Origin of the sequence: Devosia marina, from assembly GCF_009758415.1 — a bacterium.
Classification (GTDB): domain Bacteria; phylum Pseudomonadota; class Alphaproteobacteria; order Rhizobiales; family Devosiaceae; genus Devosia; species Devosia marina.
This window is the reverse complement of sequence record NZ_WQRF01000001.1, coordinates 981,008-992,670: the sequence shown is the minus strand read 5'-3', so window position 1 is coordinate 992,670 and position 11,663 is coordinate 981,008. Positions and strand designations below refer to the sequence as shown.

At 60.7% G+C, this 11,663-nt stretch carries 13 protein-coding genes and 1 tRNA gene; 8 read left to right on the top strand and 6 right to left on the bottom strand.

The genetic code is table 11. The annotated features are described in order from the left end of the window. Nucleotides 1-32 precede the first annotated feature (32 nt). Nucleotides 33-1,358, bottom strand: a complete 1,326-nt coding sequence (rimO, locus tag GO014_RS04645; protein WP_157289297.1) for a 30S ribosomal protein S12 methylthiotransferase RimO — start codon at nt 1,356-1,358, stop codon at nt 33-35. Between the two features lie 243 nt (nt 1,359-1,601). Here rimO and GO014_RS04640 point away from each other — a divergent pair, with 243 nt between their 5' ends. After that, nucleotides 1,602-1,979, top strand: a complete 378-nt coding sequence (locus GO014_RS04640; RefSeq protein ID WP_116588585.1) for a DoxX family protein — start codon at nt 1,602-1,604, stop codon at nt 1,977-1,979. A gap of 96 nt (nt 1,980-2,075) precedes the next feature. On the opposite strand, the gene GO014_RS04635 is transcribed toward GO014_RS04640, so the two are convergent. Together GO014_RS04635 and lipB are read right to left on the bottom strand one after the other, a co-directional pair. Next, on the bottom strand, nt 2,076-2,603 hold the full coding sequence (locus GO014_RS04635) for a DUF4282 domain-containing protein (RefSeq protein ID WP_157289296.1): 528 nt from the start codon (nt 2,601-2,603) through the stop codon (nt 2,076-2,078). Nucleotides 2,604-2,626: 23 nt separating this feature from the next. Continuing rightward, nucleotides 2,627-3,370: a lipoyl(octanoyl) transferase LipB gene (gene lipB / locus GO014_RS04630; protein WP_157289295.1), complete on the bottom strand. Its 744-nt coding sequence runs from the start codon at nt 3,368-3,370 to the stop codon at nt 2,627-2,629. A gap of 76 nt (nt 3,371-3,446) precedes the next feature. On the opposite strand from lipB, the gene GO014_RS04625 reads away from it, so the two are divergent. Both GO014_RS04625 and GO014_RS04620 read left to right on the top strand, forming a co-directional pair. Further along, nucleotides 3,447-3,680 carry a FliM/FliN family flagellar motor switch protein gene (locus GO014_RS04625; RefSeq protein WP_104894216.1) on the top strand — a complete coding sequence of 78 codons (234 nt, stop codon included), beginning with the start codon at nt 3,447-3,449 and terminating at the stop codon, nt 3,678-3,680. A gap of 142 nt (nt 3,681-3,822) precedes the next feature. Next, nucleotides 3,823-3,907, top strand: a tRNA-Leu gene (locus GO014_RS04620). 65 nt (nt 3,908-3,972) lie between these two features. Here GO014_RS04620 and GO014_RS04615 read toward each other — a convergent pair. After that, the gene (locus GO014_RS04615) at nt 3,973-4,272 is read right to left on the bottom strand and encodes a DUF6958 family protein (protein WP_157289294.1); all 300 of its coding nucleotides are present in this window, start codon (nt 4,270-4,272) and stop codon (nt 3,973-3,975) included. Further along, complete coding sequence (locus GO014_RS04610; RefSeq protein WP_157289293.1) at nt 4,265-4,804, bottom strand: GFA family protein; 540 nt, start codon at nt 4,802-4,804, stop codon at nt 4,265-4,267. Before GO014_RS04610 ends, GO014_RS04615 begins: the two co-directional genes overlap by 8 nt. A gap of 460 nt (nt 4,805-5,264) precedes the next feature. On the opposite strand from GO014_RS04610, the gene ugpB reads away from it, so the two are divergent. From ugpB to GO014_RS04590, 4 genes are all read left to right on the top strand, one after another. Beyond that, a complete protein-coding gene (ugpB, locus tag GO014_RS04605; protein ID WP_157289292.1) occupies nt 5,265-6,584 on the top strand; it encodes a sn-glycerol-3-phosphate ABC transporter substrate-binding protein UgpB in 1,320 nt (439 codons plus the stop codon). 95 nt (nt 6,585-6,679) lie between these two features. Beyond that, the gene (gene ugpA, locus GO014_RS04600) at nt 6,680-7,564 is read left to right on the top strand and encodes a sn-glycerol-3-phosphate ABC transporter permease UgpA (protein WP_116588590.1); all 885 of its coding nucleotides are present in this window, start codon (nt 6,680-6,682) and stop codon (nt 7,562-7,564) included. An 11-nt stretch (nt 7,565-7,575) separates the two neighbouring features. Further along, nucleotides 7,576-8,418 (top strand): sn-glycerol-3-phosphate ABC transporter permease UgpE, encoded by an 843-nt coding sequence (gene ugpE / locus GO014_RS04595; protein ID WP_157289291.1) that lies wholly within the window; start codon nt 7,576-7,578, stop codon nt 8,416-8,418. A gap of 5 nt (nt 8,419-8,423) precedes the next feature. Continuing rightward, nucleotides 8,424-9,467, top strand: coding sequence for a sn-glycerol-3-phosphate import ATP-binding protein UgpC (locus GO014_RS04590; RefSeq protein WP_157289290.1), 1,044 nt, complete (start codon nt 8,424-8,426; stop codon nt 9,465-9,467). Between the two features lie 79 nt (nt 9,468-9,546). Here GO014_RS04590 and GO014_RS04585 read toward each other — a convergent pair whose 3' ends face one another. After that, entirely contained in the window at nt 9,547-9,900 is a 354-nt protein-coding gene (locus GO014_RS04585; protein ID WP_157289289.1) for a hypothetical protein, read from the bottom strand. A gap of 116 nt (nt 9,901-10,016) precedes the next feature. On the opposite strand from GO014_RS04585, the gene mgtE reads away from it, so the two are divergent. After that, nucleotides 10,017-11,432 (top strand): magnesium transporter, encoded by a 1,416-nt coding sequence (gene mgtE, locus GO014_RS04580; RefSeq protein ID WP_157289288.1) that lies wholly within the window; start codon nt 10,017-10,019, stop codon nt 11,430-11,432. Nucleotides 11,433-11,663 lie beyond the last annotated feature (231 nt).

Below are 11,663 nucleotides of genomic sequence, written 5' to 3'. Positions count from 1 at the left end.
TTCCGCGCGAGGCCATCACGAATTTGGGGGACTCAGCCCTTCGCGGGCACCGCGAAAAGGTCGTATTCGTCATTGTCGGTGACAGTGACCTGGACGATGTCGCCGATCTTGATGCCGTCTGCCTGGTCGACGATGACCTGGCCGTCGATTTCCGGGGCGTCCCATTTGGATCGGGCGATGACGCGGTTCTGCTCGGGGCGGACGTCGTCGACGATGACGTCGATGGTGCGGCCGACCTTCTTCTGCAGCTGGCCGAACGAGACGTTCTGCGCCACTTCCATCAACTGGGCGAAACGCTCTTCCATGACTTCGTCGGGCACCACGCCTTCGATCTCATTGGCCGTTGCGCCGGTGACGGGCTCATATTTGAAGCAGCCGGCGCGGTCGATTTCGGCTTCTTCGATGAAGTCGAGCATCATCTCGAAATCTTCCTCGGTCTCGCCGGGAAAGCCGACGATGAAATTGGAGCGCACGGTGAGGTCCGGAACCTGGCGTTTCCAGTCGAGGATGCGATTGAGCGTCTTTTCCTGATGCGCGGGGCGGCGCATGGCCTTCAAGACCTTGGGTGAGGCGTGCTGGAAAGGAATGTCGAGATAGGGCAGGACGAGGCCGTCGGCCATCAGTTCCATGACCTGATCGACATGGGGGTAGGGATAGACATAGTGCAGGCGCACCCAGGCACCGAGTTCACCCAACTCCTTGGCCAGGTCGTAGAACTTGGCCTTGACCTCGCGGCCGCGATATTTGCTCGCAGCATATTTGATGTCGAGGCCATAGGCGCTGGTGTCCTGCGAGATGACCAGCAATTCCTTGACGCCGGATCGGATCAGGCCTTCGGCTTCGGACAAAATACCGGCGGCCGGGCGCGAGGCCAGATCGCCACGGATCTGCGGGATGATGCAGAACGAGCAGCGATTGTTGCAGCCTTCGGAAATCTTCAAATAGGCATAGTGGCGCGGCGTCAGCTTGAGGCCGCTTTCCGGCACCAGGTCGACGAATTTGTTCGGCACGGGCGGCACATGGTCATGCACCGCGTTGACCACGCTTTCGTACTGGTGCGGGCCGGTGATGGCGAGGACGCTGGGATGGGTCTCGCGGATCAGGTTCTCCTCGACGCCCAGGCAACCGGTAACGATCACGCGACCGTTTTCATTCAGGGCTTCGCCAATGGCCTCAAGGCTTTCCTGCTTGGCACTGTCGAGGAAGCCACAGGTATTGACCAGAACGACATCGGCCCCGGCATAGTCGCGGCTGAACGAATAGCCCTGCGCGCGCAGGGTGGTCATAATACGCTCGCTGTCGACGAGAGCCTTGGGGCAGCCGAGGCTGACGAGCCCGATTTTGGGCGCCTGAGTCATGCGCGTCACATTGTCCGGTGCTGGATAGGATGGCGCGTCATACAGAATGTTGGGCGGTTACGCAATGTGACTGACCGGCAACACGGGCTTGTCTGCCTTGCATGAAACGGCGAACACGCGAACGTTACTGTTTAGGTTGGGTGAACAGCGCGTGCGCTGATTGCCGGGTTCTGCCTGATCCGACCACGGGCTAGGTCAGAGTTCTGTTCAGCGCCCTTTGGCGCAGCAAGAAGGAATTCTCTTATGACCGACCGTCTCTCCGCATACGCGCCGCAGGCCCTGTCCGTGCTGCGCATCGTTGCCGCACTGCTGTTCCTCGCCCATGGCACCCAGAAGCTGATGGGCTTCCCGGCCGCCGAATTTGCGCCGCCAATGTTCTCGATCTTCTGGTTTGCCGGCGTGATCGAAATCATCACCGGCATTCTGATCGGTGTCGGCCTGTTTACCCGTCCGGCGGCCTTCATCGCCTCGGGCACCATGGCCTTTGCCTATTGGATGGCGCATGCGCCGGCCAATTTCTTCCCCACCAATAATGGTGGCGACGCGGCCATTCTGTTCTGCTTTGTGTTCCTGTTCCTGGTGTTCGCCGGTCCGGGCCGCTGGGCCGTGAACGGAAAGTAGCCACACCCTCCGAGCTCCGCTACGCCCTGCGGGCCAAGCTGCGCTTGCCTGCCCCTTCGGAGGGGGAGGTGAAGTGGTAGCTTGGCCTTTTCGCGTTCAGGTGACCGATTTGGGCGGGGTGCGCTTGGCGGTGCGGCGGGGCTTGTGAGTCTCGCCAGGCTTGGTCGCTGGTTCGCGGGGCGGTTCCTCGTCCGGCTTTGTCTGCGGCAGCGGCTCGGTGGCCGGGGTGATGTATTCATCGGCCTCGGCAAAGTCGCGTTCCTCGCCTTCCTCGGCCAGATCGCGGATGGCGTCGCGCACCTCGTCGAGCAGGGATGCGGAGAATCGCGAGCGCTGCACCGTGTCGCCAGTGGCTTCCTGGCTCTTAAACCAGACCAGCAGCGCCTCGCAGCCGATGCGCAGCCCGACCAGCGAGAGCAGGCCGAACACGGCAATCTCAAGCAGGCCCCAGAGGCCGTCACCAAAACTGGTGCCGAAGCGGAAGAAGAAGTGGCTGACGGCCCAGAGCAGGATGGCAGCCAGGCCCAGGGCATAGAAGATGGGCACCAGGCGTGGTGAGAGGATTGCATCGAGCCGGAACAGGGTCTGGCGCGTCAGCAGGCGCTTCAAGTCATCCAAAGTCATGGCAGGCTCCTAGAATCCCTCGTCTATTGCGCAAGTTGGTCGGATGGTGCCGCAATGGCAAGGCTGGTGGGTCCAAAAATCGCTTCAAACCGCCCGCGCAGCACCGAATCAACTTCGGCCATCGAGACCAGAGCCCCCAGATCCTCGAATGAGGTCACGCCCTGGTCGGTAATGCCGCAGGGCACGATACCGTCATAATGGGAAAGGTCGGGCGCGATATTGAGCGAAATGCCATGAAAGGTAACCCATTTGCGCACCCGAACGCCAATGGCCGCGATTTTGTCCTCCCGGGCGAGCCCCTTGTCTGGGCGCGACACCCAGACGCCGACGCGACCCTCGCGGCGCCCGCCGGAGATATTGTGCGCCGCAAGCGTGTCGATGACCCACTGTTCCAGTCCCTGCACCAGGCAACGGATATCGCGGCCGCGTTTGGTCAGGTCCAGCATGACATAGGCCACGCGCTGGCCAGGGCCGTGATAGGTGTACTGCCCGCCACGACCGGCGGGATAGACCGGAAAGCGCGGACTAAGCAGGTCTTCGGGGCGGGCCGAGGTGCCTGAGGTATAAAGCGGAGGATGTTCGAGCAGCCAGACGGCCTCGGGCGCTGCGCCGGCGGCGATGGCGGCCACCCGCTCATCCATCATGGCCAGGGCGGTTTCATAGTCCAGTGGGCGCTCGAAAATGCGCCATTCGACCGGCCCTGCGTCGTCGCGGTGCAGTTTCGCGCCGATTTCGCACGCTTCATTGATGTTTGTTAAGACTTCCATAACCAGATCTGGCTGACCTTCATGGGCAAACGAATCCTTGGCGCTGCGGCGTCGGACCCGGGACTGCACCTTATTTATGAACACCCTGGACAATATTGAAGTCGATATCACGGTCGAGCTGGGCGCGACCACCATGCCGATTCACCACATGCTGCGCATGGGCCGTGGCGCGGTGATCGAACTGGACGCCACCGAGCACGATCCCTTGCGCATCTATGCCAATAGCACGCTGGTCGCAAAGGGCGAGGTGAATGTGGAAGAGGGGCACTTGCGGGTGTTCGTCACCGAGAAGGTGCTGCGCTTCGGCTGAGGCCTGCCCATCGCTGCGGGGCCTTGATGCTCTTTGCACAGGGACGCGAAAATCTCCGATTATCCGCTTGTGGGAATGCAACAGCTTTGCTACACCCCCACTCGCTTCGGGGCCGCAGGCGCCAAAGCTTCTACCACACTGTGCGGTCGTGGCGGAATTGGTAGACGCGCAGCGTTGAGGTCGCTGTGCCGCAAGGCGTGGAAGTTCGAGTCTTCTCGACCGCACCAGTCTCTTAGGGCCACTCCATCGTTTTTGAGAACGATGAAGTGGCCCTAAGCGTTTCTTGCCCCTTTCAGAGCTTATGAAGCCGCACCGGGCTGCCCTTGGCGCGGGCAATGATCTTCTTTGATTCCAGGTCCAGGTGAACGGCCTTGAGCCACCAGCCGGCTTTGTCCCCGCCGGGGAAGAGCTCCTGGGAGAGGTGCGGCAGCAGCGCTTCCTTGGCCTCGGCGACGCTCAGACCGGGCGGCTCGGCGGGCAGAATGGCCAGCAGCGCATCGTGCATGGCCATGTATTTGGCACGGTCCACCCGCTCGCTGTGGCCGGGGTGGTTCACATTGCCGATCGTGATCTTGTCGTCAGAGTCAGGCATTGATCTTCTCCTCGATCGTGATCCCGGGGGACTTGAACCCCATGGCGATCCATTCCCCGAGCAGTTTGGCGTAGAAGCCTGCCGTTGTCATGGTTCCGGCGGGGAGGGAATCGTCGAGCGTCACGCCATCCGGGATATCGCCGGTCTGGGTGCGGATCCGGGCGGCAGGACGCTGGCCTTCAGGCCAGAGGCCGGCAAATAGGCTGAACCAATGGGCGGCCTCGAACTCGGTAAAGACCGGCGTGTTGCAGCAAGTGGTCAGGATACGGCGCGTTGGTGCTTCGTCGCTGAGGCGGAATTCGGCGAGTTTGTCCGTGCCGTCGGGAAAGCGCACGCGATCCTTGCGGTAGAGGGCATAAGGGACGCCACCATTGTCGCCCGCGATGGGGAAAGCCGGGGGCAAGACCGACAGGCGTTGCACGGCGTTGCGGCAGGAAGTGCAGTGGCATTCGGCGGTGATGAACGGGTCGCCGGTCACTTCGAGGTGGAACTGGCCGCAGGCACAGCTCAGCGTCGTGGTCGTTTTTGGCATGATGGGTCGGTCCCTTTTGCATCGTGCTCGTTCCGAAGTCTTGCGCGTTCCGATTGAACCCGCACATCGGCTCCAACTCTTGTCGTCGCAACGTGCCGCGAGAAACGGGTGTCCGGATTCTCGCGCGTTGCTCCAGGGACGACGATAGGACGCGGGGTGTTTCGACACGGTGACGAGATGAAAATGTTCAGCGCGCGTGAGGGCCATCGTGCGTTCAAACGAACTTCTGTCCATCGATGTGAACCGTCATCCAAGCGTCATTAAAGCTTCAAGTGAACGTCAAGCAAGCTCAATAGAGGGGACGGGCAGGTCGGTGCCCGAGGGCGGACGGCTTGTGCGCCGGGCCTTTCGGTTTGTTTCGTATTGTTTCGAACATATCGGGCCGGTGCTCACACACAATACAGGTCTGGCTGGAGCCGGGCGGCCCGATGCGGTCGCACTGGCCCATTGGGAGACAACCATGAAGACTCTGAACCGCGTGGGCCTTGCTGCCCTTTCGCTGATGCTTTCCACCTCCGTGGCTTTTGCGCAAACCGAAGTGACCTGGTGGCATGCCATGGGTGGCGAGCTGGGTGAAAAGCTCGAAGAAATCGTGGCCGGCTACAATGCCAGCCAGTCCGACTATGTCGTGACCCCGGTCTATAAGGGCACCTATGCCGAGACCATGACCGCTGCCATCGCTGCCTTTCGTGCTGGCGAGCAGCCTGAAATCGTGCAGGTCTTTGAAGTGGGCACCGGCACCATGATGGCCGCCAAGGGCGCCGTGTATCCGGTCTATCAGCTCATGGCCGACATGGGCGCCGAGTTCGACCCGGCCGACTACCTGCCGACCGTTGTTGGCTACTACACCGACACCGAGGGCAACATGCTTTCGATGCCGTTCAACTCCTCCACCCCGATCATGTACTACAACAAGGACGTGTTCGCGGCCGCTGGTCTTGATCCTGAAATGCCGCCCAAGACCTGGGAAGAGCTGGAAGCCTTCTCGCGCCAGATCATGGAATCGGGTGCCGCCACCTGTGGTTTCACCTCCGGCTGGATCTCCTGGGCACAGCTGGAAAACTTCTCGGCCTGGCACAACCAGCCGATCGGCACGCTGGAAAACGGCTTTGGCGGCCTGGATACCGAATTCGTCGTCAATGGCCCGCTGCAGGCCAAGCACTGGGAAAACCTCAAGAACTGGCAGGATGAAGGCGTCTTCCAGTATGGCGGCCCGGGCGGTGGTGCAGATGCTCCGTCGAAGTTCTATACCGGCGAATGCGCCATCTACATGAACTCCTCGGCCTCGCGCGCTGGCGTTCTGGCCAATGCCGAGGGTTTTGAAGTCGGCTTCGGCATGCTGCCGCACTACGAAGAAGTCGAGCCGCAGAACTCGATCATCGGTGGCGCGACCCTGTGGGTCCTGCAGGGTGCCGATGAAGGCCAGTACAAGGGTGTTGCCGATTTCTTCTCGTACCTCTCCTCGGCTGAGGTTCAGGCCGATTGGCACCAGTTCTCGGGCTATCTGCCGATCACCCAGGCTGCCTACGATCTGGGTCAGGAACAGGGCTATTACGAAGCCAATCCGGGTTCGGACGTGGCCATCAAGCAGATGACCCTGAACGCCCCGACCGAAAACTCCAAGGGCCTGCGTTTCGGCAATTACGTCCAGATCCGTGACGTGATCGACCAGGAATTCCAGGCTCTGCTGACCGGCGACAAGACCGCCCAGCAGGCGCTCGACGATCTGGTCAGCCGCGGCAACCAGATCCTGCGCGATTTCCAGGCTGCCAATCAGTAAGGCGGACTGACACTACCGGGCGGTGGCAGCTGGTCTGCCCCGCCTATTCGTCTTTATTGGAGCGGCTACAACTGTCGCTTCCGCGGATCGGGTCCATGGATACCAAACGCACAGTCTTTCCCTCGCAGGGGCTGCCATATCTTCTGGTAGCGCCGCAGCTGATCATCACGATCATCTTCTTCATCTGGCCGGCCGGACAGGCGGTGAAATCATCCTTTGAGCGGGAAGATCCGTTCGGGCTTTCGACCAGTTTCGTGGGCCTGCTGCATTATCTGCGCCTGTTCCAGGAGCCCGACTATCTGGCCTCAGTGGGCCGTACGGCCCTGTTTGCGCTGGCGGTAACGATCATCTCCATGGGTTTGGCGCTGGTGCTGGCAGTGGCGGTGAACCGGCTGATCCGTGCGGGCACCGCCTATTCGACCATGCTGCTTTGGCCCTATGCGGTCTCGCCCGTGGTGGCCGGCATATTGTGGTGGTTCATTTTCAATTCCTCGACCGGCATTCTGCCCTATATGCTCGAATTCTTCGGGCTGGACTGGAACCATCAGCTCAATGGCACACATGCGATGATCCTGATCATCGTCGCGGCGAGCTGGAAGCAGATTTCCTACAATTTCCTGTTTTTCCTGGCCGGGCTGCAGTCCGTGCCGCAATCGCTCAACGAGGCTGCGGCGATCGACGGGGCAGGGCCGTTCAAGCGGTTCTGGACCATCGTGTTTCCGCTGCTCTCGCCGACCACATTCTTCCTGATGATCGTCAATCTCAACTACACCATGTTCGACACCTTCGGGGTGATCGATGCGACCACTGCGGGCGGGCCGAACCAGGCCACCAATACGTTGGTCTACAAGGTCTACACCGACGGCTATATCGGGCTGAACCTGGGGTCCAGCTCGGCCCAGTCAGTCATCCTCATGCTCTTTGTCATCGTGCTCACCGTGATCCAGTTCCGCTACGTGGAACGCCGGGTCCAGTATTAGGAGGCTGGTCAATGGTCGAAAATCGTCCCTGGCTGACTTTCCTCACCCACTTCGTGCTAATCTGCGGCGTGGTGATCGTGGTGTTCCCGGTCTATATCGCGCTTATTGCCTCAACCCATGGCCCAACGGCGCTTTCGTCAGGTATGATGCCGCTGCTGCCCGGCGCCGAGCTGTGGAACAATGTGGTTCAGGTGCTGACCGAACAGCGCCGCGGCGTCGCCCCATTCTGGCTGATGGCCTGGAACTCGCTCTGGATGGCGATCATCATCACGGTGGGCAAGATCGCCATTTCCATCATCTCGGCCTATGCCATCGTCTATTTCCGGTTTCCCGGACGGGTACTGGCGTTCTGGCTGATCTTCATCACGCTGATGCTGCCAGTCGAGGTGCGTATCATTCCCACCTTCGCCGTGGTGGCGAACCTTGGCATGCTCAACTCCTATGCGGGTCTCACAATTCCGCTGATTGCCTCGGCAACGGCGACATTCCTGTTCCGTCAGTTCTTCATGACCATTCCCGATGAGATGATGGAAGCGGCGCGGGTGGACGGGGCCGGGCCACTCAAATTCTTCCGCGATATTCTTTTGCCGCTCTCGCGGACCAATATTGCGGCGCTCTGCGTCATTCTCTTCATCTATGGATGGATGCAGTATCTGTGGCCGCTGCTGGTGACCACAGATCCGAAATACTACACATTGATGATGGGCGTGAAACGGATGGCCGCCGTTGCTGACGCCGATCCGCAATGGAACACCATCATGGCGGCCGTCGTCATGGCCATGCTGCCACCCGTCCTCATCGTCATCTTCATGCAGCGCCTGTTCGTTAAAGGCCTGGTCGAAACGGAGAAATAAGAAAAATGGCAAGCATCGATCTCAAGGGCGTTCGCAAGGTCTATCAGGGCAATGTCACGGCCATCCATGCGCTGGATCTTTCGATCGCCGATGGCGAGCTGGTGGTGCTGGTCGGGCCGTCAGGCTGCGGCAAGTCCACCCTGCTGCGCATGATTGCCGGGCTCGAAACCATCACCGATGGCACAATTTCCATCGGCGAGGATGTGGTGAACAAGAAGGAGCCAGCCGAGCGCGACATCGCCATGGTGTTCCAGAACTACGCGCTCTATCCGCATATGAGCGTGCGCCAGAACCTGGAATATGGCCTGAAGAACCGGGGCACGCCGCGCGACGAAATCGATCGCCGCGTCAATGAGGCGGCCCGGATCCTGGAAATCACGCCTTTCCTGGATCGCAAACCGCGCCAGCTTTCGGGCGGCCAGCGCCAGCGCGTGGCCATGGGCCGGGCGATTGTGCGCCAGCCCAAGGCCTTCCTGTTCGATGAGCCGCTGTCAAACCTGGATGCCAAGCTGCGCGGGCAGATGCGCATCGAAATTCGTCGCCTGCAGCGGAGCCTCAAGACCACCAGTGTCTATGTGACCCACGACCAGCTCGAAGCCATGACCCTGGCTGACCGACTGGTGGTGATGAATGGTGGACGGATCGAGCAGGTCGGCAAGCCGATCGAGCTTTATGACAAGCCGGCCTCCCTGTTCGTGGCCGGCTTCATCGGTTCGCCGCCGATGAACCTGCTGCCCATTGCGGCGCTGCAGGCGATTGCAGGCGGGACCATGCCCAACCTGCCGACGGGCACGGATATTGTCGGCATTCGTCCCGACGAGGTGGTTGTCGGGTCCGGCGAGGGTATTGCGCTTTCCGGCACGGTCGAGCTGATCGAACCGGTGGGTGGAGAAAGCCATCTCTACGTCCGGGTCGAGGGCCTCGATCAGACGCTGATCCTGGTGCAGCAGGGCCGCGCCAGTGTCGGGGAAGCCGACAAGGTCGACTTCGTGCTGCCGCTGGCAGCGCTGCATGGATTCAACAAGGAAAGCGGTCTGCGAGTCGACTGACTACTGGCGTCCAGCTCGGGAGGTTTCTCAAGCCGCCCCTGGTAGCAGCCGGGGGCGGTTTCCTCTTTTTGGCGCTGCGCTAATCGACATATTTGCGCAGATTGTCCGGCGCGACATATTCCCAGGCATCATGCAGGCGCAAGGAGAGTTCCTCGTCATCGATCTTGTCGAGATGGACCAGAACCACGTTCTGTCCGACCTGCTGTTCAGTCTCGAAATAGACTTTTGGCGAGATGTCCATGAGCAGCACTTTCTGGTGCCGGGGGCAGGCCAGCGCGAGCACGGCTTCGTCGTGCAGCTCGGCCAGGGTCGAATCCGCGACCAGCAGGGCCGGGGAGGCGCCGCTTGATCGGGACACGCCGGGCAGGCCGCGTTGATCGACAAGCTGGACAATTCGGGCAAAGGCGCGTTCGAGGTCCTTGGCTTCGGTCATTCGCGCATCGTCTCCGCAATTGATGAAAAAGCCTCGCTTGCACTCTGGCGCATCACAGGGTGATTGGCTACAGCTTTACTTGCCCCTGAAACCCCCAGAAACACAAAGGGCTCCCGATGAGCGAAGAATTTGATCCGGCGCCCGGTTTCGATACCGGGAATGATAACAATGTGTTCCGCGACGCGGACGGCCGGATCAGTGCGCTCTGGCTCGAGCGGCTGCGCGCTTTCCTAGAGGCGGGCAGAAATGACGATGTCGCACTGGTCATGGAGCCGCTGCATCATTCCGAGGTCGGCGACGTGCTCGAGCAGCTCTATGCTGCCGAGCGCCTGGCGTTGGTCCACGCGCTGGGCGAAAAGTTCGACTTCTCGGCCCTGACCGAGGTGGATGAGAGCATCCGCCTCGAAATCATGGAAGCCCTGCCCAACGCGGCAATTGCCCGGGGCGTGGCCGAACTCGACAATGACGACGCGGTCTATCTGCTCGAGGACCTCGAAGAAGTCGATAGGGACGAAATTCTCTCGGCCTTGCCCGTCTTTGAGCGGCTGACGCTGAAGCGGAGCCTCGATTTTCCCGAGGATTCGGCCGGGCGCCGGATGCAGACCGATTTCATCGCCATTCCCCCGTTCTGGACAGTGGGCCAGGTGATCGACTATCTGCGCGCCGAAAAGGACCTGCCGGACGAGTTCTACCAGCTTTATGTCGTTGATGCGTCCTATACCGTGCTGGGCACCTTGCCGCTGGACAAGTTCCTGCGCACCCCCCGCGCGACCAAGATCGACAGCATCATGAACACCAATTTCGTGCTGGTGAATGCTGAGGAAGACCAGGAAGAGGCTGCGCGTAGCTTTGAGCGCTACGATCTGGTCGAAGTCGGCGTCGTGGACGAAAGCGGCCGGCTGGTGGGCGTCTTGACCATCGACGATATTGTCGACGTGATCCAGGAAGAGGCGGAAGAAGATATTCGCCTGATGGCCGGCGTGGGCGATGAGGATGTGTCTGACACCACCCTGGATACTGTGAAGAGCCGCGTGCCCTGGCTCGTGGTCAATCTGGTCACCGCTGTGCTGGTGTCCCTCGTCATCGGGCTGTTCAACGCCACAATCGAACAGATGGTGGCGCTGGCCGTGCTGATGCCCATCGTCGCCTCGATGGGGGGCAATGCCGGGGCGCAGACCATGACTGTGACGGTGCGTGCTCTTGCGATGCGCGAACTCGATGGCGGGCGCCTGAGGCGCCTGATCCGCCGCGAAATGGTGGTGGGCGTGGTCAATGGGGTGATCTTTGCCGTGCTGATCGGCATCGTCACGGCAGTCCGCTATGGCGATGTGCAGCTTGGAATCGTCATCGGCATGGCCATGGTCATCAACATGATCGTGGCCGGGACGTTCGGAATTCTTGTTCCGCTGGCCCTGGACAAGCTCAAGGCCGACCCGGCCATCGCCTCGGCGGTGTTTGTCACTACCATCACCGATGTCATTGGTTTCTTTGCGTTTTTGGGAATTGCGGGGCTCTGGTTCGGTCTGTTCTGACACCGAAGTGTCATTTTCCACAGAGCCGGAGTGTTGCAGTTTGGTCGCTTGCTTCCCATCTGCGACACGGATAACGATTCATTACCGACCTAACCCGGTCGGTGTGGACGACTGACAAGGAGCGATCTATGCGCAGTCAAACCAAGACCTCAGCCTGGCAGACGATGAGCTGGGCGCTGGTATGCCTCGTCTCTGTGGGGCTGGTTTTCTCCGTGGTTGCTAGCGTCTAGA